General features: G+C 69.6%; 19 protein-coding genes and 1 riboswitch. Of the genes, 6 read left to right on the forward strand and 13 right to left on the reverse strand.

Annotation, left to right across the window (positions count from 1 at the left end):
• Positions 1-87: 87 nt before the first annotated feature.
• From ACWEO7_RS19635 to ACWEO7_RS19650, 4 genes are all read right to left on the reverse strand, one after another.
• Positions 88-594 carry an SLOG cluster 4 domain-containing protein gene (locus ACWEO7_RS19635; RefSeq protein WP_452425043.1) on the reverse strand — a complete coding sequence of 169 codons (507 nt, stop codon included), beginning with the start codon at positions 592-594 and terminating at the stop codon, positions 88-90.
• Positions 591-1,424 carry a DUF72 domain-containing protein gene (locus tag ACWEO7_RS19640; protein ID WP_452425044.1) on the reverse strand — a complete coding sequence of 278 codons (834 nt, stop codon included), beginning with the start codon at positions 1,422-1,424 and terminating at the stop codon, positions 591-593. Before ACWEO7_RS19640 ends, ACWEO7_RS19635 begins: the two co-directional genes overlap by 4 nt.
• Before the next feature lie 21 nt (positions 1,425-1,445).
• Positions 1,446-2,810, reverse strand: coding sequence for a purine-cytosine permease family protein (locus tag ACWEO7_RS19645; RefSeq protein ID WP_452425046.1), 1,365 nt, complete (start codon positions 2,808-2,810; stop codon positions 1,446-1,448).
• Positions 2,807-2,921: riboswitch (TPP riboswitch) on the reverse strand. Its footprint overlaps the gene before it by 4 nt.
• A gap of 84 nt (positions 2,922-3,005) precedes the next feature.
• Positions 3,006-3,401 (reverse strand): hypothetical protein, encoded by a 396-nt coding sequence (locus tag ACWEO7_RS19650; RefSeq protein WP_355079285.1) that lies wholly within the window; start codon positions 3,399-3,401, stop codon positions 3,006-3,008.
• A gap of 485 nt (positions 3,402-3,886) precedes the next feature.
• Here ACWEO7_RS19650 and ACWEO7_RS19655 point away from each other — a divergent pair, with 485 nt between their 5' ends.
• Positions 3,887-5,143: a cytochrome P450 gene (locus ACWEO7_RS19655; RefSeq protein ID WP_452425048.1), complete on the forward strand. Its 1,257-nt coding sequence runs from the start codon at positions 3,887-3,889 to the stop codon at positions 5,141-5,143.
• Between the two features lie 13 nt (positions 5,144-5,156).
• Here ACWEO7_RS19655 and ACWEO7_RS19660 read toward each other — a convergent pair whose 3' ends face one another.
• Entirely contained in the window at positions 5,157-6,362 is a 1,206-nt protein-coding gene (locus ACWEO7_RS19660; protein ID WP_452425049.1) for a styrene monooxygenase/indole monooxygenase family protein, read from the reverse strand.
• A gap of 160 nt (positions 6,363-6,522) precedes the next feature.
• On the opposite strand from ACWEO7_RS19660, the gene ACWEO7_RS19665 reads away from it, so the two are divergent.
• Complete coding sequence (locus tag ACWEO7_RS19665; RefSeq protein ID WP_452425051.1) at positions 6,523-9,024, forward strand: ATP-binding protein; 2,502 nt, start codon at positions 6,523-6,525, stop codon at positions 9,022-9,024.
• An 84-nt stretch (positions 9,025-9,108) separates the two neighbouring features.
• On the opposite strand, the gene ACWEO7_RS19670 is transcribed toward ACWEO7_RS19665, so the two are convergent.
• The 7 genes from ACWEO7_RS19670 to ACWEO7_RS19700 all read right to left on the reverse strand — a co-directional run bounded on the left by ACWEO7_RS19670 (position 9,109) and on the right by ACWEO7_RS19700 (position 22,348).
• On the reverse strand, positions 9,109-9,786 hold the full coding sequence (locus ACWEO7_RS19670; protein ID WP_355081175.1) for a class I SAM-dependent methyltransferase: 678 nt from the start codon (positions 9,784-9,786) through the stop codon (positions 9,109-9,111).
• Between the two features lie 9 nt (positions 9,787-9,795).
• Positions 9,796-10,572 carry an ATP/GTP-binding protein gene (locus ACWEO7_RS19675; RefSeq protein ID WP_452425053.1) on the reverse strand — a complete coding sequence of 259 codons (777 nt, stop codon included), beginning with the start codon at positions 10,570-10,572 and terminating at the stop codon, positions 9,796-9,798.
• A gap of 35 nt (positions 10,573-10,607) precedes the next feature.
• Entirely contained in the window at positions 10,608-11,570 is a 963-nt protein-coding gene (locus ACWEO7_RS19680) for an AvrD family protein (protein WP_452425054.1), read from the reverse strand.
• 11 nt (positions 11,571-11,581) lie between these two features.
• Positions 11,582-17,860, reverse strand: a complete 6,279-nt coding sequence (locus ACWEO7_RS19685; RefSeq protein WP_452425056.1) for an SDR family NAD(P)-dependent oxidoreductase — start codon at positions 17,858-17,860, stop codon at positions 11,582-11,584.
• 128 nt (positions 17,861-17,988) lie between these two features.
• Positions 17,989-19,134: an LLM class flavin-dependent oxidoreductase gene (locus tag ACWEO7_RS19690; RefSeq protein ID WP_452425058.1), complete on the reverse strand. Its 1,146-nt coding sequence runs from the start codon at positions 19,132-19,134 to the stop codon at positions 17,989-17,991.
• A 15-nt stretch (positions 19,135-19,149) separates the two neighbouring features.
• Positions 19,150-21,366, reverse strand: coding sequence for an MMPL family transporter (locus tag ACWEO7_RS19695; protein WP_452425059.1), 2,217 nt, complete (start codon positions 21,364-21,366; stop codon positions 19,150-19,152).
• A gap of 55 nt (positions 21,367-21,421) precedes the next feature.
• On the reverse strand, positions 21,422-22,348 hold the full coding sequence (locus ACWEO7_RS19700) for a ParB/RepB/Spo0J family partition protein (protein ID WP_452425061.1): 927 nt from the start codon (positions 22,346-22,348) through the stop codon (positions 21,422-21,424).
• A 158-nt stretch (positions 22,349-22,506) separates the two neighbouring features.
• Between ACWEO7_RS19700 and ACWEO7_RS19705 the strand changes: the two genes are divergently transcribed.
• The 3 genes from ACWEO7_RS19705 (at position 22,507) to ACWEO7_RS19715 (ending at position 24,456) form a co-directional block, all read left to right on the forward strand.
• Complete coding sequence (locus ACWEO7_RS19705) at positions 22,507-23,079, forward strand: TetR/AcrR family transcriptional regulator (protein WP_452425063.1); 573 nt, start codon at positions 22,507-22,509, stop codon at positions 23,077-23,079.
• Between the two features lie 93 nt (positions 23,080-23,172).
• Positions 23,173-23,370, forward strand: a complete 198-nt coding sequence (locus ACWEO7_RS19710; RefSeq protein ID WP_452425065.1) for a hypothetical protein — start codon at positions 23,173-23,175, stop codon at positions 23,368-23,370.
• 339 nt (positions 23,371-23,709) lie between these two features.
• On the forward strand, positions 23,710-24,456 hold the full coding sequence (locus ACWEO7_RS19715) for a rhomboid-like protein (protein WP_452425067.1): 747 nt from the start codon (positions 23,710-23,712) through the stop codon (positions 24,454-24,456).
• A gap of 72 nt (positions 24,457-24,528) precedes the next feature.
• On the opposite strand, the gene ACWEO7_RS19720 is transcribed toward ACWEO7_RS19715, so the two are convergent.
• On the reverse strand, positions 24,529-24,708 hold the full coding sequence (locus tag ACWEO7_RS19720) for a hypothetical protein (RefSeq protein ID WP_355081194.1): 180 nt from the start codon (positions 24,706-24,708) through the stop codon (positions 24,529-24,531).
• 211 nt (positions 24,709-24,919) lie between these two features.
• On the opposite strand from ACWEO7_RS19720, the gene ACWEO7_RS19725 reads away from it, so the two are divergent.
• Positions 24,920-25,282 carry a hypothetical protein gene (locus ACWEO7_RS19725; protein ID WP_452425069.1) on the forward strand — a complete coding sequence of 121 codons (363 nt, stop codon included), beginning with the start codon at positions 24,920-24,922 and terminating at the stop codon, positions 25,280-25,282.
• Positions 25,283-25,358: the final 76 nt, after the last annotated feature.

The following is a 25,358-nucleotide window of genomic DNA, read 5'->3' on the forward strand; positions in this document are numbered from 1 at the left end:
GACCGTCCGCGGTGCGTGCCGCGCGAGGCATGGTCGGCTCCTGACGCCTTGTGCACCGCGCCGTGCGCCCCGGATCGATCGGTGGCCTCAGGTCGGCTCGGCCGGTGCGGAATCGATCCCGTCCAGCGCCCGGCGCACCGCGTCGGCCGGATCGGCCGCGCCCACCGTCGCCGCCACCGGACGTCCATTCGCGTCGCGAATCTGCCAACCGCCCAGGGAGACAACCGGAATGCCACCACGCCTGCGGGCCAGCGCGACCTCCGACAGCGTGCCCCACGAACCGCCGATGACGATCACCGCGTCCGCCGACTCGACGAGGATCGCATTGCGCGCCTCACCCATGTTCGTGAACAGCACCGCCGACAGCCCGGGACACACCGCGTCGCGGTCGGTGTCCGGACGCACGCCGATCACCAGTCCACCGGCCTCGGCGGCACCACCGGCGACCGCGGCCATCACCCCGGATCCGCCGCCACACAAGACGGTGACCCCGGCCCGCGCCAAGAGTTCGCCGACCGCACGCGCCCACTCCGCTTCCTGTCGCGTGCACTCTCTGGGTCCGCACACCGCGACCTGCCGCGTCACCTTCGTCATCCCGCAGGCCGTGGCGACACGAGCGATGCCAGGCGCTCCCGCAACGCCATCGCGTCGCGCGGTGCCCGCACCTTCGCGTCGTTGTCGAAATAGGTGTAGACGTCCAGCGATCCGGCCCACGAGCGAATCTTCTCCGCCCACATGTCCAAGCCCTCGTCGGTGTATCCGCTGACGTAGAGCTCGTCGTGCCCGTGCAACCGGATGTAGACGAAGTCGGCGGTGACTTCTTCCAGCAGCGGGTACTTGCCCGCCGCGTCGGCGACCACGAGGGCGACCTGGTGGCGGCGGAGCAGATCGGTGCAGGCCGGGGTCACGAAGCTCTCGTGCCGGATCTCCAGGGCGTGCCGCAACGGCCGGTCGGCGTCGGTGCTCGTATGCGCGGGATCGACGCGGTGATCGTGCCGCCGTGCGATCTCGGCGGCCTGCTCGGTGCTGCGCGGTAGCCCGGACAAGAAGGCGTCCAGCACATCGGCGTCGAAGCGGAAGGTCGGCGGCAGCTGCCACAGAATCGGCCCCAACTTGGGCCCGAGCGCCAGCGGACCGGAGGCGAGGAAGTTGGCCAGCAGTTCGTCTCCGTCGCGCAGCCGCTTCATATGGGTGATGAACCGGCTGCCCTTCACCGCGAAGAGGAAATCGTCCGGAGTCTGCTCCGCCCACTTCTGGTAGCTGGACGGGCGTTGCAGTGCGTAGAACGAGCCGTTGATCTCCACGCTGTCGAGCTGCTCCGAGAGATAGGCCAACTCGCGCTTGTGCGGCAGCCCCTGCGGATAGAACGTCCCGCGCCAGGGCGGGTAGACCCAGCCCGACGTGCCGATCCTGATCTGGCCCATGTCTCCATGGTGGCGCATTCGCTACGCCGATGGGGTCCTCACCGCCACCTTGCCGACCAGCCAGGCCACCGCCAGCGCCGCCAGGAACGACAGCAGCGATGCGCTCATCCACGCCTGCGCGGTGAAGTGCAGAGCCTGTCGAACCCGATCCCAGAACTCGGTCCACACTCCGGCGTCACCCGGGTTGATCAGTTGATACACCGCGAATCCCGCCAGCCATGCGACCACCATGCCCCACCGCGCCGGCGCGTCGGGAGCGGTGTTCCACTCGCGGTGGGCCCGCAGGAAGAAGTCGGCGACCAGCACGCCGAGCAGCGGCACGAATACCGAACCGATGAGTCCGAGGAAGCCGAAATAGTTGGTCATGTCCAACCGCAGGGCCAGCACCGTGATCAGGGCGCCGAGGCCGATCGAGAGCACCCGGCGGTCGACGCGCGGCGCGAGGTTCTGGATCGACACGGCGGTGGAGTACACATTGGCGAACGATTGGTCCGCCTCCCGCAGCACGAACACGAAGAAGAACAGCGCACCGAGGCTCACCTGCAGGAACGGTGCGTACGGCCCGCCTGCGCCGGTTGCCAGCGCCAGCGCGAACAGGCCGAGGACGTAGGCGATGATCTGGGTGAGCGCGTACGCGCCGCTGGCCGCGCCGAACGCCGAGCGGCCGGTGCGGGAGTGCCGGGTGTAGTCGGCGGCGACCGGAACCCACGAGATCGAGACGGCCAAGGCGGCATCGGTGGCGACCCAGAAGAGGTTCCAGTCGACGCCGAACGGTCCGCTCCCGCTCGGTCCCGGGTTCGCCCGCAGGTCGGGCAGACCGGCGCGGAATAACTGCGCGTAGAACCAGATCAGGGCGATCACCACACCGGCGGTCACGAACCTGCGCAGCAGACGGACCGAGCCCAGCGGCCAGATCGTGAGGACGGTCGTGAGCACGCCCGCGACCACCACATAGAGCCAGTGCGGGCCGCCGCCGAACAGTTCCCCTGCCGCGTCGCCGATGACGATCAGCTCGAACGTTCCCCAACCGATCAGCTGCGCGATATTCAGGACGGTAGGCAGATAGCTGAGTTTCGCGCCGAACAGCCCACGCAGCAGCACCATCGCGGGTTGTCCGGTACGCGCGCCGGTCAGCGCGGCGGCGCCGAGCATCAGTCCGCCCACCAGGGTGCCGAGGACGGTCGCCAGGATGCCCGCCGCGATCGAGATCTGCGCCGCGCCCTCGGTATTCGGCGCGAGCACCGTATACGCGCCGGAGAACGCGATGAGGCTGACGCCGAGATTGGCCCAGAACGCGCTCTGATCCCAGAACGAAAGCACTTTCGGCGCGGGCTGGTCGAGGGTGAGCGGGGCTTCTTGCGCCGCGCTCGCGCGGGTCGACGACATGACGGAAACGCTCTCCCTACGCCGGCATTACCCGGACAGGTTCATGCGGTCGGCGACGCGTGCGGTCCGCCCTCTCAGCCCGGCCGTGCCCGAGCTCCCGCGGTGGGGTGATTCCGGCGAATAGTACACCCGCGCCATTCCCCGAGCGCTGCGCGGCGCGGTCACGGTCGGTCGCGGCGGCCGGCGACGCGCGGCTCAGCCCATGAGGAACGAGGCGGCGAACCACGCGAGCAGGACCAGCACCGCACCGACCAACGCGCCAGGGAACATCGCCCGTCCCTGCCGGGCCGCCAGCACCGACAGCAACGCGCCCAGGGCGAAGCCCACGATTCCGCCGCCGACCATGATCCAGACGCCCGCGCTGGTGTCGACCCGGCACTCCGGCTTGGACTCGCAGATGCCGCCCGCCATCAGGAACCACGGCGCGAGGATCGTCGACATCGCCGCCAGCGTCGCGGGCAGGAACCACAACAGCGCGCTGACGACGAGATCCGCGGTGCGCGGCGGCGTGACGGCGCGGGTCTCGGGCTCGCGTGTCGGATAGCCGGAGGGGGTCGTGCTCTGGGACACCTGGTTCAGGTAACCGTGCATCGTTTCTCGCTATCGCTTGTCGGTTGAGTCGACCGGGCCGATGGAAGTTATACACCAGCCACATGCACGTCGAAGTGCTTGTGCTCCCGGGGATGCGGGCGCGCGGCCGGGCCACCGTCTCGGATCGGACGCGTCAGTCGGTCCTGCCTTCTGTAGCGAATACCCAGCGTCCCCGCAGGATTCGCGTGCCCGCACGGCGCAGCCGGTGAGTGTCCGTCGGTGACCATGTCGGTCGGGGGAGGACGACCGGGCGTCGAGCCGTATCGAATCCGGTTGCGGTGCAGCGGAAGCGGCCGCATCCCCGCAGGTCACGCGCGGCTACCGATGCCCGCTTTCTACCTACGCGACCATCCTGTGTGTCGATCCGCTGCGCGGTCGGGACGATGCGTCGCAGTGCTGCGCCGTATGAACCGGACGGCGCCGCGACGATCCTCGCCGAGTGCGCCCGCGCTCGCCGTGCACGCTTCTACCGTGGGAGTGACGCGTTGACCACGTCCCGAGACCTCGATCGCACCGCGAATAATTCCGGCGTACACCATGGTTCGCCGATCGACCACGATATCGAGCGCGTATCGCTGTATTCCCCGGAGTTCGCGTCCGATCCGCATGCCGCCTACCGCGACATGCGCGCCCGTTACGGTTCGATGGCGCCGGTCGAGCTCGCGCCGGGCGTGTCGGCGACCTTGGTACTGGGCTATCACACGGCGGTGCGAATCATGCACGATCCGGCGCACTTTCCCGCCGACCCGCGCGCCTGGCAGGCGAACGTTCCCACCGGCTGCCCGGTGCTGCCGGTGCTGGAGTGGCGTCCCAACGCCATGCGCAGTACGGGGGAGGAGCACGCGCGCTACCGCCAGGCGAACACCGCGAGCATCGATGCCGTCGATCTGCACGCCTTACACGAGACGGTGGAGCGGATCGCGGTCCCGCTGATCAACACCTTCTGCGCGGCGGGCAGCGCCGATCTGGTGTCGCAGTACGCTTTTCCGCTCGCCTTCGAGGCGATCAACGCCATGCTGGGCTGCCCGCCGGAAATCGGGCAGGAAGTCGCCGCCGCGACCCGCGCCGTGTTCGACGGGGTGGACGCCGAAGAGGGCAATCGCCTGCTCGTCACCGCGCTGCTGCGGCTGCTCGAACTCAAGCGCGCCGAGCCCGGCCAGGACATCACGACGCGGCTGCTGCGGCATCCGGCCGGTTTGGACGACACGGAGGTGATCCACCAGCTCGTCGTGCTCTACGGGGCGGGCATCGAACCGCTGCAGAACCTGATCATCAACACCCTGGTGCTGATCCTGACCGACGACCGGTTCGGCGGCGACGTCCTCGGCGGGAGCCTGTCCACCCGAGACGCCCTCGACGAGGTGTTGTTCACCGACCCGCCGATGGCGAATTTCTCGGTCACCTATCCGCGCCAGCCGATCCTGATCGACGACGTCTGGCTGCCCGCGCATCAGCCGGTCGTCATCAGCTTCGCCGCCTGCAACAACGATCCGGCGATCAGCGGGCACGACCACAGCGGCAACCGATCACATCTGGCCTGGGGCGCCGGGCCACACGCCTGTCCGGCTCGCAGCGCGGCCTACCTGATCAGCCAGGACGCGGTGGACCAGTTGTTGGACGCGCTGCCGGAACTGCGGCCCGCCGTGCCGGTGCACGAATTGACCTGGCGGCCGGGGCCTTTTCACCGCGCTCTGACCGCGCTGCCGGTCGTCTTCCCCGAAACGCCGCCCTGGCAATCCTGAATCCGGCAGTCGGTCAGGACGGCGCTGCCGCCGCGAGCCGGGTGAGGTTCGCAGGCCGGGCGAAGGTGTCGGCGAAGGCGTCCGCCAGCGTCGTGTCGTGCTGGGCCGCCAGCATCATCTCGCGCAACGCGGGTGGCGGATCGAGCACCGTGGCCGTCCACCGCGCCGCGGGGTGCGCGACAGCCGTCAGCCACGGGGCGGCCGCCCACTCCATCCACGCGCGGTCATAGGGCCCGTCGGGATCGTGCAGGATCGCCTCGCCGTAGCGGACCGCGCAGTGCACGGCGTTGTTGGCGCCCTGTGCGCCGCCCGGGTCCATCCGGCAGACCACGTCGCCTCCGCCCAGCACCGGCCTGCCCGACGGCAGGGTGCCCACCGGACGACGCATGACCGGGGTCACCGCGCCCACCAGCGTCGCTCCGGCATCGGTCGGCTGAGCGTGCCGGTAGCGCTCGGCGAGGTCGGCGGGCAGGTGCGCCGTCAACAGTTCCCGGGCCCGCGCCCAGCGTTGCGTTGGCGTGGCGTGCTGGTCGAACACGTCCAGCACGCCGCCCGGCCGGGCCTCGAAAAGCAGGATTTCGCAGCGGCGTTCCTGCCCCGGTCGTCCGGTCAGTCCGGGATAGGAGATCACCTCACCGTGCTCGGGCAGCGTGGTGTAGTAGCCGAGGTTCTCCGGGTCCGGCTGGACGCCGTCGAGATAGAGCACCGCCAGTCGTCGCATCGGTGCGGCGGCTACCGGCCACGCCGCATCGGCTTCGAAGCAGCCGGCCAGCTCACGGCCCGCACGGGTCACCACGGTCAGGTCATGGTCGGCGGCGTGCCGGTCGAGCTCCGGTACCGAGGGCTCGGCGATGCGCAAGTCGCCGCCCCCGGCCAGGAACTCGCCGAGCCAGCGGGCGAACACCGTCCGCTGATCAACGCTCTGGGCCGGGCGGGTGAATCGTCCGGTCCAGCCGACCACCGCCGCGCGATCGATGGCCATGGTGAACCGGATGCCCTCGATATTCGGCGCTGTCGAGCGCCAGAAGCCCAGGCCGATATCCGACTCGAGGTCCAGGGTGGGCGGGAACTTGACCTGGGTGCTGGTCACGGTGCCCGCGAGAACCGCGTCGGCGTCCCGATCGGTCACCAGCGTCACCGTCCGCCCGCCGCGCAGCAGACGGTGAGCGAGGGGTAACCCGCATTCGCCCGCCCCGAGTACCAGTATCCGTCCCACCATCGTGTCCTTCCGGTCGTGCGATCGACTGCCGCGACAGCGCAATCGTCCGCGCATAGGTGGACACCGCGCATCGGTAGAGACCCGCGTATCCGCCGGCGCGACCCGACTAGGCTGCCCTGTTGTGTCGGAAGGACGTACGTCGGGTCTGGGGTCTGCACCCGTGGCCACCAGTGACTTCGTCGGGCGTGAGCGCGAATTGGAGAAGATCGGCATGGCGCTGCTGGGCGGAACCCGCCTGGTCACGCTGATCGGCGCGGGTGGCATCGGCAAGACCAGGCTGGCGACCGAGGCGGCGCAGCGGTTCCACAAGGCGCGACGCGTGCCGGTGCACTGGGTGCGCCTGGCGCTGCTGTCCAGGGACTCCGGCGCTGCGGCGGTCGAGGAACTCCTCGCGCGCTCGCTCATCGACGCCGACTTCTCCGGGCGGTCGGCGTGGGAGGCGGTGCTCGACACGCTGCGCCGCCACGACGCGGTCGGGCGCACCCTGCAGACGATCCTGGTGATGGACAACTGCGAACACGTGCTGGACGGCGCGGGGCGGGTGATCGCCGACCTGCTGGAGGCGGCGCCGGGGCTGACCGTGCTGGCCACCAGCCGCGAGGCGATCGGCTGGGTCGACGAGCAATTGGTGCCGGTGCCCGCGCTGTCGCGGGAACAGGCGCTCACCCTGTTCCGTGCGCGCGCCGGTCTGACCGGGCACACCGTCGCCGAGGAGGAGACCGAGCTGGCGGTGGAGATCTGCCGCCATGTGCACAACCATCCGCTCTACATCCGGCTGGCCGCCGCACGGCTGTTGCGGCAGCCGCTGCGGATGATCCTGCGTGACCTCACCGGCGAGGCGAGCGACCGGCGGCTGCGCTGGTCACACGGTCCCCGGATCGGCGCGGAGGCACGGCATCAAGGTATCCGCGACGTCATCGCCTGGTCCTACGACCTGTGCCGGGACAAAGAGCGGCTGCTGTTCGACCGGCTGTCGGTATTCGCGGCCGGGTACGACGCCGACCCGGAGAACATGGACCCGGCGGCGTCGGACGTCGGCGCGGAGTTGGAGGCGATCGAGGCTGTCTGCGCCGACGACGAGCCGGGCGGGTTGGCTCGCGCGGAGATCGACGGCCTGCTCGAACGGCTCGCGGACCAATCACTGGTCACGGTGCATCTGACCGCGACAACGGTGCGGTACTCGCTGCTGGAGAGCGTCCGCCTGTTCGCCCAGCAGCGACTGGCCGAACGCGACGGCGAACCGGCCCGGTTGGCCAGCAGGCACCGCGGCTACTACCGCGACAAGGTCGTGGCGGCCGGGGCGGGATGGTTCGGCCCGGAAGAGCAGGATCTGCTGGATTGGGCGCGCGCGGCCTGGGACAACGTGCTGTGCGCCATAGCGGGCAGCCTCGCGGTGCCGGAGGAGGCCGTGGTGGGGCTGGAGATCGCCGCCGGGCTGATCGCGCTGCGCATCCCGTTCCTCAGCGGTTCGCTGCGCGAACCGCGCCGCTGGGCCGAGCGCACGCTGGCCGCCAGCTGGACGCTGGACCCGCAGCCGGTGCCACTGCAGGTGACGGCGATGTCGCTGATCACGTGGATCAGCCTGTGCCAGGGCATGCACCGCGACGCCGATCGGATGCTGGAGGACTGCGTCGCACTCTGCGTGCCCGACCCAGCGGCTCGTGCGGGGTGGCGCGAGCGGCTCGACGACATCGAACTGCCCGCCCCGGTGGAATTCGCCAGAGGCGCCGAGCTGATGCTGGTGCGCCGGGATGTGCGCGCGATCGCCGTACTGGCCCGCGCTCGGGAGCGGTTCCTGGCCGACGGCGACCGCGGCGGGGCCGCGATGAGCGAACTGTTCGAAGCGCTGGCCGCGGCGTTGCTCGGCACACCGGCGCAGGCTTTGGAGACCTCCCAGCGACACCTGGACCACGCCGAGCGCTCCGGCGCGCGATGGGCCGCGTCGTGGGCGAAGCTGGCCAGGGCGATCGCACTGATCAAAGACGGCGACGCGGAACAAGCGCTCGCCGTGATACGGGCCGCGCTGACCACTCAGCGGGCGATGCGCGATCAGTGGGGCGTGGTGTGGGCCGTCCACATCACCGCCTGGGCACTGGCGCGCTCGATCCGCGACGCCGGCGGCGGCTCCGGCGCGGTGACGGCTCGGGCGCGCGATATCGCGCGCCTGGTCGGTGGCGGCGCCACGTTGCGCGACAGAATCGGCGTGAACATGTCCAATCTCGGCCCGTTCGCCATGGAGACCGAGATCGCCGCCGACACCGCCCGGGCGGTCCTGGGCGAGTCCACCTTCGCGGAGGCCGAGCGCGAGGGTGCGCTGCTGCGTCCGGAGCTGGGCGAGGTGGTGCAGCTGGCTTTGGGGAAGCTGTCGCTGGACCGGCTACCGGTCGAACATCCGGTCCGGCAGCGCCGTCCCTCACACTGGGAGGAATTGTCGGCGGCCGAACAGGAAGTGGCAGTGCTGGCGGCGGCCGGTTGGACGAACACCGCCATCGCCGCCCGGCGCGGCAGCTCCTTCAAGACCGTCGACGCCCAGATGAGCTCGATCCTGGCGAAACTGATGATCGGCTCCCGAGAGGACATCCGCGCCTTGGTGCCCGCCGAACGGCAGGCTGAGGTAGCCGACGAAGCCGCACGCAAGCCCCAGCGCGCCCGGCGCTCGTGAGAACACCGGATCGAGCCGGGCGGCGTCTCGGCCGTGCCGCCGCCCGGCCCGATCACCGGCAGGATTCGCCGACGGGAGCCTTGTTCACTCGTCCAGTTTGCGCGCGGTGATCTGAATACCGGGCTCGCCTGAGATGCGCCGCACCGTCGCCTCGGTGACCGGGAGGTCGGCCACCAGCTCGCGGCCGTCCTCCAGGTCGATGCCGTAGCCGGCGATGTAGGTGCGGAAGAACGGCAGGCAGGCGCGCGCCATCGGCTGCGGCAGCTTCCAGCGGTCGACGAACGACCGCGCGTCCTCGAAGGTGCAGCCGCGGTCCGCCTCGATCACCAGCAGCAGACCGCCCGGCCGCAGCACCCGGATCATCTCCGCGAGACCCTTGCGCTGATTCGGCCAGTGCTTGATCGAGCCGGAGCTGATCACCGCGTCGTAGGCGGCGTCGGGGAAGGGCAGGTCCATCGCCGAGCCTTCCCGGAACTGGATCCGGCTGCCCAGCGCCGCGCCGCGCTTGCGTGCCCTGCGCACCTGCTGCGGGGACAGGTCGATGCCGGTCAGCCGCAACGTGGTCCCGGCGGTGGCCAGCCCGACCGCGAGTTGCCCACCGCCGCAACCGACGTCGAGCACCTGGGCGCCGTCGTCGAGCTGGGCGACGATGTCGTCGAACAGGGTCGGGGTCATCTCCCGTACGGCATCGGAGATGAAGTTGTCGTAGAACCACGAGTCGATCGGGTTGTAGCGTTTGGTCTTGTCCAGCAGGACGGTCATGGCGTGCTCCTAAACGCGGGTGGCGAACTTGATCTTGCGGCCGAGAGTGTTCGGTTGTGCCTGGGCGACGATCGTTTCCTGAACCCGCTCGCGGCTGCTGCGCACGATCTCCATCGCCTCCTTCACCGCGACGTCGATGTCCATCACGGTGGGGATGTCGAGCATCGAGACGATGGATTCCAGGCGCTGTTCGGGGGTGCCGCGCACCGTCACCACCGGCTGCCCGAGCTCGCTGATCGCGTGCAGCAGTTGCCGATCGGAGATGGCGCGGTAGCGCTCGTCGACCGGCCGGTGGCCGTCGGGATCCATCGGCACCTCCACCGGAAGGTGGAAGAAGATGTCGTAGTTCTGCCGGGCCCGCTGCCGGGCCATATCGCCGTAGGCGTTGAGATAACGGCGGTAGAACGGCCGACCGGGCAGGGTGAGGGTGTTCTTGACCGCCTTGTGCCACCGGGTCGACCCGGGGTTCGGGCCGGTGATCAGCCGCGTGGTGCCGTAGACCCACTCGTTGAGCACCGAACCATCGGCGATGAATCCGCCCTGGGCATCGAGGATCGCCTCGGCCTGAATGCGCAACTCCAGCCTGCGAAAACCGAGCGCCATCAGTTCGGTGGTGCTCAGGTCCTGGAACCGCATGCCCGGATAGAGCTCGGTGACCACTTCGCGCGCGGACGAGGCGTCCACCCGGGGAATCCCGGTCAGCAGGGACAGCGCCGTGGAGGTCGTGGTCTTTCCGGTCGAGTAGGTCCCGGATATCACGATGCGTCGATAATTGTTTCCCGACATGGGGATGCCTTTCTGAAGGTTCGGAATTGCGCGGGTCAGGCGGGCAGACGGTGCGCGAGGTCGTATCGGATCTCGCACCCGGCGAAGTCCGAAGCCCAGCTGGAGATGCGCCAGTCGCCGCCGCCGAAGGCGAGGACCATCGATCGCGCCATGTGCGTGGTCGCGGTGCCCGAGGTGAACGGTGCCGGGGGAGCGGACGCGCGGGCGGTCATCCGGCGCATCCACAGCGTCTCGCTGTCCTTGCGGGCGATGTTGTCCAGTTCGTAGAGCACGACCTGGGACAGCTGCGCCAGGATCACCGTCGCGTCGACCAGCGTGACCGAAGGCTGGTAGGCGTCGGCCACACCGAGCCACGGCCCGGCCGGATCGGGTTCCGCGAGAGCGAAATCGGCCTGCGCCCGGCTGCCGCCGCCGGATACGACGACATTGCGCAGGTACTGCCCGCGGGCGTACACCCCACCGTGGAAGTACCCCCGGCCCGTCTCACGCACGGCGTGCCGTGCGGCCTGGGCCGGACGCGGTGGCGCGGGCAACGCCACGGTGGCCTCCAGGCTCATACCGCCGCCCAGCGCCCCGGTGATGCTGATCGTCTCGCCCTCCATCGCGACCACCGTCGCGCTGATCGGGAACTCCTCCAGCGACTCCGTCGCGATGGTCCCACTGCTGAACTGGACGAAAGGAACCCAGCACGAACGGATCTCGCTGTCGGTGAGCCCGTAGCACTCGCGCAGGATCACCTCGAGCAGCCGGTAGCCGAAGATCGAGCAATCGATGCTGCTCACGTGCGGGACCAGCACGCGGGTGCTCTTGCGCGACCAGTCCAGCGGATAGTGCACCCCCGCGGTCGCCGTCAGCCGGGGACGGTCCTGCGCGTCGCGGTCGAGGGTGATGTCGAAGATGCGGTGGGTGATCCGCTTGTAGCCCTCGCCGAAGAAGCGCCCGTCGCGGTGCCCCAGCACGGTGTCGATATCGGCGTAAGCGATGAGTTCGGTGGACATGTCGGTGCCTTTCATGCCGCGGCCTGCGCCTGGGCCGGCTCGGTGAACTGGCTGACCACCTTGGCGCCGATGCCACGCAGCGACAGGCCCCGGCTGAGTTCGAGCGCGGAGATCTTGACGTCGAGTTCCTTCTCGGTGCGGGCCCCGAATTCCATCGCCATGAGCGAGTCCATGCCGAGGTCGGTGACCGGCTCGTCGATGTTGATGGCGCCGGTGTCCACGCCGAGCACCACCGCGAGCTGATCGGCGAGGCGCTGGGCGACGAAGTCGGCGCGCTGTTCGGTGGGCAGCGCGAGGATCTCGGTACGCAGCGCGCCGCCGGCCTCGCCGCCGACGCCGATGTCGGCGAGCAGCTGCCGGAAGCGACGGGTGTCGGTGGACGGCCGGGCCACCCGCGACCACACCGTCCAGTCGATGTCCGCCACCGCGACCTGGGTGGTGTCCAGCGCCAGGCATTCGCGCAGCAGAGCGGTGGCCCGGTCCATGTCGATGGGCAGGAAACCGATCGACTTCACGTAGTCCACCAGCGCCTCGGTCTTGTCGGCCATGCCGCCGCCGCTCATGAAGCCCCAGTTCACCGCCAGTGCCGCGGCGCCACGGGCACGGCGGTCGGCGGCGAGCGCGTCCAGGGCGGCGTTGGCGGCGGCATAGCCGATCTGCGGGGTGATGCAGCCCAGCGCGCTGATCGAGGAGTACAGCACGAACATGTCCAGCTCGATGCCCGCCTCCTCGACCGCCCGGTCCAGATGCTGCGCTCCGCGCACTTTGGCGAACAGCTCGTCGAGCGATTCCCGGGTGATCTGCGGAATCGGCAGGTTGTTCACCACTCCCGCCGCGTGGAAGATCCCGCGCAGCGGCGCGACCGACCGGATGCGATCCACCAACGCGGCTGTCGCGGCGTAGTCGGCGACGTCCACCCGTTCCTCGAGCACCGCCACGCCCGCCGCGGTGAACGCCGCGACCTGTTGCCGGGCCTGCGGGGTGGACGCGCCGCCGCGGCCGACCAGCACCAGCTTCCGTGCACCCTCGGCGACCAGCCACCGGGCGGTGGCCAGGCCGAAGCCGCCGAAGCCGCCGGTCACCAGATAGCAGCCATCCGGGTCGATCCGGGGGTGGGCGAGTCTCGGGCGCACCATCGGCTGTTCCTCGCGCAGGTCCAGCACAACCCGGCCGATCTGATCGGAGCGTGCGACGGACTCGAACGCCGCGGCCAGCTCCGACACCGGATAGGCCGTGTGCGGCAGGTATCGGTAGGCGCCGGCGCGCAATGCCGCGTGGCTGGCGCGCATCGGCGTGCGCAGCAGCTCGGGATCGTGGGCCAGCGCGCGGTCCATGTCGACGGAGAAGAACGTGAGGTTGCGGTCGAACGGCCCCAGATCGATGACGCCGCCGGTGTAGATGTCGGCCTTGCCGATGTCGACGACGCGGCCGAATTCCGCGGCCACCCGGAAGTTCTGGCGCAGGATCTCGCCGGGCGCCGAACTGTAGACCACGTCGACGCCACGGCCGCCGGTGAGATCGGCGATCTGGTCGACGAAGTCGGCCGACCGCGACTCGAACACGTGGTGCGCGCCGAGCGCGCGCACCTGCGCGCGCCGCTCGGGCGTGCCCGCCGTCGCGATCACGATGGCGCCGATGTCCAGCGCGACCTGCACCGCGGCCATGCCCATGCCGCCCGCCGCGCCGTGCACGAGCACGGTCTCTTCCGGCCGCAGGCGCGCCAGCGTCCGCAATCCGAATTCGGCGGTGAGATAAGGCAACCCGGATCCGCAGGTCAACGGATCGTAGGCTTCGCCGGGTAGCAGCCGGTGCGGCATGGTCGCGCCCGCGTCGGCGGGCATGGTGACGTACCTGCGGAGGATGTCGCGGGCACACACCATCATCCGGTCGCCGACCGCGACATCGGTGACGCCGGGGCCGACACGCTCGACCACACCGGAGCCCTCCATGCCGACCGTCGTACCGAAATACGTGCCGGCGAGCTCCTTTTCGGTGAGCACGCCGATGACCTTCATCGCGTCCTTGTAATTCAGCCCGGCCGCTTCCATCCGGATCTCGATCTCGCCGGGACCCGGCGCGACCCGCTCGGTTTCGCGCAACGCCAGATCCGACAGCAGCCGCGACTTGGGAATCTCCACCACGAACGAGGCTTCCGGATCCGGCAGCGGGGTGGCCCGGTTACGCTCGTCGAGATACGTGCCGAAATTCCGGTCCAGCCGCACCGCCCAGTAATCGGTTCCCCGCACCCCGATCTCGTCGAGCACGTCGTCGGCGAAGACGAGATCCCTCAGCGGCGTTCCCGAGCGCGAGGACGCGTCGACCAGCCGCCAGCCCGCCGCGGGTTGTTCGTTGAGCAGGGCGCGCCGCGCCCCCACCAGTGCGCCGTGCGCCACCTTGGCGGCGCTGTCGGCGGGCGTGCACAGCGCGTCCTCGGTGACGACGACGCTGCGGACACGGACCTGCGGCGCGTCGGCGAGCAGATGCTCGACCGCATTGGCCACACGCGCGAGCCAGTAGACGTTGCGCGACCCGTCGAACGCGTCGCCGAACACGCTGACCACCCGGATCCGTTCGGCGATCGGTACACCCTCGGGTGAGCGCAGCGCCAGCCGCAGGCGCTCGTCGTTGTCGTCGGCTTCGGGATCGGCGAGCACGACGGTGACGGCGGTCCGCTCGCCCAGCAGCGACGCTACGCGATCGGCGGCGTCCGCGCCGACGCAGACGGCGACCACGGCCTCCTCCTCGGGCCGCGCACCGGACGGCGTCTCGACGATCTCCCAGAGCGGCTGGTAGAAAACGCGATCCAGCTGATGGGTGACATCGATCGCCGCGCTGACCGGACGGAACTCGACGCCGAGCAGCCGCATGGCCACCTCGCCCTGTTCGCCGACGATCGCGATGTCGGCGCGCAGCGGGTCGACTCCGCGCCGGGTTACCACGACACGAGGCCGCTCCGGCAGCGGGCCCAGCCTGCGCACCCCGGCGACGGCGGCAGGCACGATCGCCACGTCGGTGGCCGAGTCCGCTGCCAGCGCGGCGACGCACTGCAACGCGGCGTCGACGAGGGCCGGGTGGGCCAGGTGCCGGATCGGCGTCACCTCCTCGATCGGTGCGAGCGAGGCGACCACCGCGTCCGTGCCGACGACGGCCGACACGATGCGCTGGAAGGCGGGACCGTAGTCGAGCCCACGCGCCGCCAGACCGCGATACAGATCCGGGCCCGCGACGGTGACGGCGTGCTGGGGGGCGTCGACATCCACGACCGCGGCGGTGAAGTCGGCTTCGATGAGCCTGCCGTGGGCGTTGAGCGTCCAGGTGGCGGCGGTGGCCGAGCGTGAGCGGATCTGGAAGCGCTTGGTCGGCTCCTCGACGCTCACCCGCAGTACCGGGATGTCGTGCTCGTCGATCACCAGCGGCGCGACGAATTCCACCGACTCGAGGCCGAGGCTCGTGCGTCCGGTGCGCTCCACGGCGGCGCTGAGCGCGGCATCGAGATAGGCCGCGCCGGGCAGCACGACATGTCCCGCCACGACGTGGTCGCGTAGCCAAGGCAGCCGCGACACCGACAGCTGCACCTCCCATTCCGGGCTCCCCGCCGTCGTGGGATCGCCCAGCAGGGCGTAGCCGTCCGGCCTGCCCAGGCGATCGAGCAGGGTCACCGCCTCGTCGTGCCAGACCCGCTTGCGCTGCCACGGATAGGCGGGCAGATCCAGGTGCTCGACGATCGAGTCCGGACGGCCCGGCACGGCCGAACCGTCCAGCGAGCCAGCGACATACAGGTCCGCGACGGCGCGCAGCACGTTGTTGCGGTCGCGCAGATCGCGCGAGAGCGTGGTCACCGCGGCGCCCATCACGCCACGATGGATCAGCATCTCGCGGATGTTGCCGCTGAGCACCGGATGCGGGCCCACCTCGAGGAAGACCCGGTGACCCGCGTCGACCAGCGCTGCGATGACATCGGCGAACCGGACCGGCTCGCGGACGTTGCGGCACCAGTAGTCCGCGTCCCATTCCGTGCCCGCGATCTCGGCGGCGGTCACGGTGGAGTACGTGGTGAGTTTCGCGTCTCGCGGCGCCAGTTGGGCCAGCGCGTCCCGCAGGTCGTCGAGGATCGGGTCCATCAGATGGCTGTGGTACGGCACCTCGACCCGCAGGCTGCGTGCGAACGTGCCGGTGGCAGAGAGGGTGTCGCGCAGCAGTTCGAGGTCCTGGCTGTCACCGGCGAGGGTGACCGCGCCGGGGCTGTTCACCGCGGCGATCGAGATGCTCTCGGTGCGGGCGAGCAATTCGCGCGCTTCGCGCTCGGACATGCCCAAGGCGAGCATGCCGCCGGTGCCCGCGGTGGTCGCCTGCAGTCGCGCGCGGTGGTAGCTGACGGTGAGCGCGTCGCGCAGCGACAGCGCGCCGGATACGTACGCGGCGGTGACCTCGCCGACGCTGTGCCCGACGACCACCGCCGGATACACGCCGTACTCGGCCAGTTCGGCGGTCAGCGCGGCCTGCAGCACGAAGTTGGCGGGCTGGGCGTACGCGGTCTGCATGATCCGCGAGCCGTCCTCGTCGGCGAGCATCTCGTCCAGGATCGACCAGCCCGCGACCGAGACGAACTCACGGTCGATCTCCCTGGCGACCTTGGCGAACGTGCTGTCGGTGGTGAGCAGCTCGCGGCCCATGCCCCACCACTGCGGGCCCATTCCGCTGAAGACGAAGACGGGTTCGACCTGCCCGTCGCCGATGATCCGGGACGGGGCGCGACCCTCTCCGGCGGCGAAGGCGCGCAACTGGGTGCGCAGATCGTCGGCGTCGTCGTAGGCGAAGCCGACCCGCAGCGGATGATGGGCGCGGCGGGTCCAGGCGGCGGCGGTCACCGACTCGGCGGGATGCCGGTCGAGCGCGTCGGCGAGATCGCCGGCGAGCGTGCGCACCGCGGTGTCGTGGCGGCCGGAGATCGGCAGCACCCGCGGCACCGGGCGCTCGTCCTCGGCTCGCGCGGCCGCCGGCGGCGCTTCCACGAGTACGGCGTGGGCGTTGGTGCCGCCGTAGCCGAAGCCGTTGACCGCGACCACACCCTTCCCTGGCGCCGCGGACAGCGGTTCGGCGCTCAGCGGCACCCGTAGTCGTAGCTCGTCGAACTCGATCGCCGGATTCGGCGTGATCAACTCGAATTGGGGCGCGACCGTGCGGTGGTGCAAGGTGAGCGCGGCCTTGATCAGGCTCGCGACCCCGGCCGCGGCCTCGGTGTGCCCGAAATTGTTCTTCACCGAGCCGACCGGCACCGGTTCGCCGCGGCCGTCCACCGCGCCGTACACCGCGCCCAGTGCGGACAGCTCGATCGGATCGCCGACCGCGGTGCCGGTGCCGTGCGCCTCGAGGTAGTTCACTTCGTGCGCCGCGACACCCGCGTCGTCGCGCACCTGGCGAGCGAGTTGTTCTTGCGCAACGGGATTCGGCACCGGTATGGCCATGGTGCGGCCGTCCTGGTTGACCCCCGTCGCGCGGATGACGGCGTAGACGCGGTCGTTGTCGCGCTGTGCGATGTCCAGCGGCTTGAGCAGCACCGCGCCCGCGCCCTCGGCCCGGCCGTAGCCGTCGGCAGCGGCGTCGAAGGTCTTGCAGCGTCCGTCGACCGCCAGGAACCGGCCTTTGCACATCGAGATGAACGTCTCCGGCTGCAGCATCGCGTTCGCCCCGCCGACCAGCGCGATCTCGCACTCGCCGTTGGCGATCGCCTGCACCGCCAGATGCGTGGCCACCAGCGAGGACGAGCAGGCGGTGTCGACCGTCAGGCTCGGGCCGTGCAGGTCGAGCAGATAGGAGATGCGGTTGGACAACAACGTGTGCGAGGCGCTCATCGCGGTGTGGCTGGTGATCGCCGAGCGGACCAGCGGACCGCTGCGCCCGAGTACGTTGTCGAGGATGAAGCCGCCGACGTAGACGCCGACGCGGTGGCCGGAGACCCGGCCGGCCATGCCCGCGTCGTCGAGCGCCTCCCAGGTCACCTCGAGCAGCAGCCGCTGCTGGGGGTCGAGGATGGCGGCCTCCTTCTGGGCGATGCCGAAGAAGTCGGCGTCGAAATCCCACAGCGGCTGGGTGAGAAATCCGCCGCGCCGGGTGTACATACGACCCGGCGCGTCCGGATCCGGGTCGTAGTACTTTTCGATACTCCAACGGTCCGGCGGGATATCGATGATCCCGTCGCCTTTGTTCAACAGAAAATTCCAGTAGCTTTCCGCATCGAATACACCGCCTGGAAACCGGCAGCCGATACCCACTATTGCAATGTCGACCATTATTTCTCCTGGCCTTGAATGCGGGACCATGCTGAGCCCCCCGACCGCAGCAGCACAAATATTGTGACGAGCTCCTTCGCTCGAATGCATGCTATTGCTCGGGCGGCGCGGCCGTCAATTGTCTTGTGTTACAGACGTTTCAATTTGCGTAACGTTGCCACCAGGGGCGCGTTCGAAATCATCCCTCGTGTGATGCTCGGATGAATTGCGCTGAGATTCATGAGCACGGCATAGCGCAGACCGTGGTCGCGCCAGTGCGCGAGTTGCTCGACGATCTCGTCCGGTGTTCCGGCCAGACAGAATTCCCGTACCAGTGCCGCCGGGACCTTCTCGATGTAGTCCAGGACGGTGCGCTCGTCCAACGTCTGCGGCAAGTAGTCCTGCAGGCCGGTGAAGTCCTCGCCCAGCGGGTGGGTCGCGCCGTGCCTGGTCCACATCTCCCCGGGGGCGCACAGGGTCAGCGCCCGCGCGCCCACGCTCTCGACGAGCGCGTCCACCTGCCCGGGACGGGCGGCGGTGAGCACGCTGAACACGGCGGCCGGCGCGACCGACGCCGGGTCGCGGCCCGCGTCGGAGGCCGCGGTGCGAACCAGGTCGAGGCGATGCCGGTATTCGTGTGGGCGCTGCGCGAAGCCGGGGAACCACACGTCGGCGTAGCGCCCGGCGGCCCGCAGCATGCGCGGGCCCCCGGCGGCGACCCAGATCTCCGGGCGGGTGCCCCGGTACGGCGGCACGTCGAAGACCGCGTCGCGCAGCGGGAAATACGGGGAGTCCCTGGTCACCAGGCTGCCGTGGGAATCCCACAGGGCCCGGATGGTCGCCAGCGCCTCCTCGAACCGTCCGACCGGAGCCGACCAGTCCACGCCGTAGGGCTCGTTGTTGTCGCGTATGCCGGTGCCGATGCCGAGAATCGCGCGGCCCCCGCTCAATTGGTGCAGCGTGGCCGCGGCCTGCGCGGTCACGGCGGGATTGCGGCGGCCCGCGTCGGTGACGCCGACGCCGAGCCGTAGGCGGGCCAAGCGGTTCTGCGCGGCGAGATAGCCCAGCGCCGTCCACGGTTCGTAGATGCCGTCGGCGTGCGGTGCGAGCCGGGTGATGCCGACGTGCCGCGGTTTCCAGATCGAGGCGGGCAGGATCGAGGGCAAATGGTCGGTCACCCAGAGCGAGTCCGCCCCGCCCGCCATCGCCACCGAGCGGCTGCCGCGAAATTGCAGGTCGGGCGCGAACCGGGTGTAGACGCCGGAATCCATCACGCCTGTGCGGAATTTCGCCATGTTGTTCCTATCGCACTACTTGGGTACTGGCTCGAGAGCTGCGCTGGTCTCGGTGATTTCGATACGTTCGTGCCACCGGGCGAGCCGACGCGGGGCCCACCAGTTGGCCGCGCCGAGCAGGCGCATCAGGGCGGGCGCGAGCACGCCGCGGATCAATGTCGCGTCGCTGAGGACGGCCAGGGTCAGGCCGAGGCCGAACAGCTGGATGAACGACACGTGCGAGGTCACCATGCCCGCGAAGGCGATCGCCATCAGGCAGGCGGCCGCCGTGAAGATCCGCGCGGTGCGCGCGACGCCGGTCGCCACCGCGCGGGTGTTGTCGCCGGAGGACAGCCACTCCTCGCGAATCCGGGACAACAGGAACACCTCGTAGTCCATCGAGACGCCGAAGGCGATGCAGAACATGAGGATCGGCATGGTCGGCACGAGGTAGCCGGTCGGGGTGAAGCCGAGCGGGCCCGCCAGGTGCCCCTCCTGGAAGATCCAGACCATGGCGCCGAAGGTCGCCGCCAGCGAAAGCGTGTTGAGCAGCAGCGCTTTGATCGGCAGCAGCACGCTGCCGGTGAAGAAGAACAACACCACCAGCGTCGACAGCACGATCACGAAGACGGCCACCGGCACTTTCGCCGCGAGCGCGTCGAGTGAGTCGACACTTTCGGCCGCCGCGCCACCGAGCAGCGCCCGGCCCGGTGCGGGGACCGCGCGCACCTGGTCGAGCTGATCGATCGCGGCAGGGGAGTACGGGTCGAGCCGGGTGCCCACCCGCAGGTACGTGCCCGCGTCGTCGCGCATCCCGGGCGGCGCGGAGGCCACTTTCAGCCCGCCCGCGTAGACGCCCGCCGCGGACAGCACGGACGTCACGTGCTCCACGCGCGACAAACGCTGCGCGTAAGCCGCGATGTCGGCGTCGCCGCCCCGATATCCGGGCATGGCCACGACCACACCGGCCATGGCGTTCTCCCGGAAACCGGTGCGCAAGGCGTCGCCGACCACGTGGCTGGACGCCCCCGCGATGACCCGGTCGTCGGCGGCGCCGAACCGGATGGACAGGAACGGCGAACCCAGCACCAGCAACAAGGCGATCACCGACAGCGCGGCCGCCACCGGGCGGCGCATGACCAACTGCACCAGGCGATACCACCTGCCTGCGGTGACCTCGACGGGCTGGGGTCGCGGCCGCCGGAGTCGGCGGCGCAGGAGCACCCGCAAGTCGAACGCGTCGACGCGGGGGCCGAGCAGCGCGAGCGCGGCGGGCACCAGCAGCAGCGTGGTGAACACGGCCGCGCCGAGCACCGCCAGCCCCGCATAGGCCAGCGACCGCAGGAAATACAGCGGGAAGACCAGCAGCGTCGACAGCGACAGCGCGATCACCACACCGGAGAACAGCACGGTGCGGCCCGCGGTGCGCGCCGTGCGCGAGACCGCGGAGCCGGTGTCGTGGCCTGCGGCGAGTTCCTCACGAAACCTGCTGACCATGAACAGGCTCGAATCGATCGCGACCGCGAAACCCAGCGCGCTCATCATGTTCAGCGCGAAGATCGACACGTCGCCGACCTCGGTGACCAACCGCAGGATCGGCAGCGTCGCGAAGATGTTGAACACGCCGACCGACAACGGGATCAGCGCGGCGATCAGGCTGCCGAGGACCAGGATCAGGGCCAGGCCGGTCAGCGGTATCGCGATCGCCTCGGTGACCAGGAGATCGGTGACGATCCGATGACTCATCTCGTCGAAGGCCACCGCCTGGCCGCCCGCCCGCACGGAGACGCCGTCGAAGTCGCCGCTCACGTGTTCGGCGATCGTGCCCGCCCGTTTCGGCGCGTCGGTGTCGTCGCCGGTGACATGAGCCAGGACAAGGCCGTCGCGGCCGTCGTTGCCGCGCAGCCCCTGCCGCAGATCCGGCGGGAGCTCCCAGTAGGACTGGACCGCGTCGACCTGGTCGCGGCCGCGCAGGTCCGCGGCCAGGCGCTCGCCGACCGTGCGGGCCGCGGGGCTGTCCAGCCCGTCGGGCGCGGTGACCAGCAGCACGAGATTCGGTGCCGCACCCGGGAATTCGCGATTGAGCAACGCCGCGACCTCGGTGGATTCGGTGTCGGACGGGATGTAACCGCCGGACTTCAGGTGAGCGGGCGCCGACCAGCCGAGCCCGACGCAGACGATCCCGATGAGCAGCGCGCCGTACAGGATGGATCGCGGGCGCCGGGTTGCCAGGCGTGCGAGACCAACAAGCATGATGAATGACCTTTTCTCGAACTCCGGCCGTGGCGAATGCCGATGCGGCCGGGCGCTATTCGGCGGCGCCGGGATCGATGTAGCTGGCCAGCGCCCGCCACTCCTTGGCATTGCGGCTGGCGAGTTCGGCGACGGCCGGGATGCAATGCGGTGGGACCATGGCCACCAGTGCGGTCCACACTTCGCGCTGCATCGAATGGGTGTGCAGCCAGCGCAGCAGGTCACGGCCCTGCTGGCTGTGCCGCATGGCCGGGTCGCGGGTGAGCTGTTGTAGCAGCAGCGCGCTGCCCTCGGGCTGTTCGGCGGTGTTGTCGCGATCGCAGGACCCGGTCTCGCGCAGGCGTTTGCGGATCGCGTGTGCCGTGCTGATGGACACCTCGGCCGCGGCGGCCAGCGCGCGCAGCGGCATGTCCGGCGAGGCCGCCAGCAGCTCGGCGACCCGGCGCCTGCGTTGCGCGCGGTCCATCGGCCTGCGCCTGCCGTCGGCGCCGACGCGGACGTTCGAGTGCGGAATTTCCGCACTCGAACGTTGGCGAATCGTGGCCACCGTGCGCGCGGACAGTCCCGCGGTGGACGCGATGGCCCGATCGGACAATTCCGGCATCGTCTCGATGATCCGCTCGGCCGCCGCTTTGCGGTCCGAAAGTGTCAGCGGCAGACCGTGTGTCGTATTGAGTTCGACTCCGCGCAGAAAAGCCTCGGCCGGTGTCCCGTCGAAGAACACGACGTCGATGTGCTCGCGCCCGAGCCATTGCGCGGCGCGCAACCGATGCATTCCGTCGATGACGCGCATGGTGCTGCGATGCACCAGAATCGGCGGCAATTCGGTATCGCTCTCGGCCAGTCGCGCGATATGCCTGCGGTCCTCTCCGTCGGACCGCGGCGAATCCGCGGGCAACAGGTCGTCGATCGATACGAGATAGCGTGCGTTCGACGCCAGTGGCACCACATCGCCGCTCACCAATTTAAACTCAGCGGACATTTCGAACCCCCAGGGTCGCCCGGAATCAGATCGGTCCTCGATGACCCGATGGCCCATCCGGAACCCAGCTAGGCTTCGACCGACCGATCGGTCACAGCGTAGGTGCGGCCGGTGCACGACACTAGGCTTTCCAGAAAGAGTGGGGAGAATTCGGAAACATGACAGTCATTGCCGACCCCGGTCGCACGGCGCTGCTCATCGCGGGCACCGTGGTGGCGGAACGCGAAGGGCTGAACCGTCTTTCGATCAACGCGGTGGTCGAGGAAGCCGGGATGGCCAAGGGCACCTTCTATCACCACTTCGTCAACCGCCGCAGCTACGTCATCGCTCTGCACCGCCGCTTCTTCGACGCGCTGTCACAGTCGGTGGCCGCGGCACTGGCCGGGATTCCGCCGGGGATCGAACGGATCGGCCCCAGCCTGGACGCATTCCTGGACGCCTGCCTCGATGCCCGCGGCACCGAGGCGTTCATGGTGCAGGCGCGCACCGACCCGGATCTGCGCGAGGAGATCCGCCGCCGCCACGAGCTGTTCATCGCGGTGGGACGACCGGACATGGTGGCCGCCGGATGGCCGGACCCCGACGCGGCCTCCCGGATGAAGGTAGCCATGGTCGGCGAAATCTGCCTGGCCGAGCTGACCGCCCGGCGCCCCCGTCCGGACCTGCGCATCACGGCCGTCCGGATGCTCACCGCCAACCGCACCGGGCCGCTTGCCCCGGAGTCGCCGTAGGGCGGCTGCTCGTCGGCCTAGACGGTCCGGCAGTGCGCGGAAAGCTCTGCGGGTGAACATTTCCAGTGTTGCGCATCGTGGTGGAGGCTTTCGTTGTCGAGTTTCGCCGAGTCGGGCGCGAAATACAGCGTGCAGGTCGACCTGGAGTACCGCTTGGACGCGGAGCAGAAGGTATCGGCCGGACTGGACGGCGGCCCCTACCGGGCCGCGGGCCTGAGCGGGGTAATTCTCCGTTCGACCGTGTACGGTCCCGTCGCGGTGCGCCGTCAGCCTGACCTACCGGCCCAGTAGCGACGGCCGCCTGAACGGTCATCTCATGGCTCCCGATCGATTGGACCGCGCTCCCCGGCGCCCGATACGGCGATCCCGATCACCCGACGGACGGCAGCTATCCGCCGCTCCCGTTCGACGCCTGCGCCGACGTCGACGATTTCAGCACTGCCGCCGTGCGGGCGGCGGGCTGATTTCGCTCGGCGGATTCCCCGGGCGCGGACAGGTCATCGGCGGGATCTCGAGCCGGTCCGAGAGTAGTGTTTCACCTGGCAGAGCCAGGAGCGCGCGTCTCGATTCGGCAATGCTGCCGGGCGGTCGCGTCCTCCGGGCGGAGGACTCCACAGGGAAGGCCGCGCCATGACTCAGGCAGCCGACGCCGGCGGCACGCGACCCAGCCGCACGGCGTCCATCTGGCAGTACGTGCGCACCGCCCCGTGGACCTTCGCCTGGCTGGCTGTGCTGCTCGGGACCACGATCATCCAGCACCTGGTGCCGCGCGGCGATCTGGAGCGATTGCTGGGTGAGCGTTCCACCAACCTGCGTCACCTCGAGTCCGATCCGGTGCACGTCCTCGTGACCAGTCTGCTTTGGATCGACGGCTACTTCTGGCTGCCCTACTGCGTGCTGTTCTGCGTCTTCCACGCGCCGGCCGAACGGTGGCTCGGCGCGTTGCGCTGGGCGATCGTCGGTCTGGGCGCGCACGTCGGAGCCACGTACCTCAGCGAGGGCATCCTGGCCCTGGCCATTCGTCATGGCTACGCCGATCCCGGGATGATCGATGTCCGCGATATCGGCGTCAGTTACTTTCTCGCCGCGATCATCGGAGTCCTGACCTACCATGTCGCCCGGCCGTGGCGGTGGCTGTACCTCGGCGCGATCCTGGTGTGGTTCGCCATCCCGCTGCTCATCCACCCCACCTTCACCGGCATCGGGCATTTTTCGGCGCTGCTGATCGGGCTGGCCGCGTTCCCCCTCACGCGTGGGCGGACCGCGCCGGACTGGAATCCCTCCGATATCTGGCGACGCCGGATCCACGCCGACCGAGCGCCGAGCGGTCGTGCGCAGGCCACCGGGTCTCGAATTCCGCCGAACGGCCACGGGTAGCGCAGGGAAGGGATGGGAGGCCGGATCGTTCATCCGGCCTCCCGTAATCGGCGGTCGGCAAGTTTTCGAAGCTTATTCCGGGGCCGCGTTCGATTCGAGAGCTTTGTCGTAGGCCTGTCCGGCGTCGCGGACCTTCGTCGCGAGGAATCGCATCCGCTCCGAGGTGAGGTAGCCGCCGCGAAGAGCCGTGCCGTCCAACTCGGCGGCAACCTGGTCCAGCGCCAACCGCGCGAACCGCGTTCGATCGACCATGGCCGAGTTTTACCAGGTAGTTCCGGCAGACGCTATGGCACCACGCGGTGCGTTTCCGAAAAGCCGCCGCGGTAGTCCAGCGCCGGCTTCCCAGGAGTGGCGAACTTCTGGCTATCTATTCGGCCTATCCTGCTTGGCAGCCGCCGGATCGGGGCTCTGAGCGGTAGGTGAACGCCTGATCCGTTCGGGTGGACTACGTGTTGGACAGGCGATGACGCGACTCGTGCACTTCGTGGGCAGCTTGCCCGCACCATTGACGACCGATGACGGTGACGTGCTGGAGTGGTTCGTCCAGCGCAGCCAGGGCCACCGGCTCACCGGCGTACCGCGGGACCTGGATCCCGCCTGGGTCGTGGACTACCTGCGGGAGCGGGAGAAACACGACGACGTCTTCGAAGTGGTGCGCAGCGGTGACTTCGCCGATTACGCCGACATGCGCGTGTACGGCATTCGCCGGGGCGCCACCCTCGAACCCCGGCACGTGGCGATGGATCGCGTCGACCGTATCGGCGCGGCCGTCACCGCCTTTCGCGCGCTACGGAATCGACATCTAGAACCAATGCCGCTCACATAAGGGTTTGACCTGGTCGTCAAATTTGCGAACCGGTCGGTGGGTGAGGCGGAGTCGGTTGTGTCGCTTCAGTTGCGTG

It is taken from the genome of Nocardia sp. NPDC004260 (assembly GCF_053603155.1).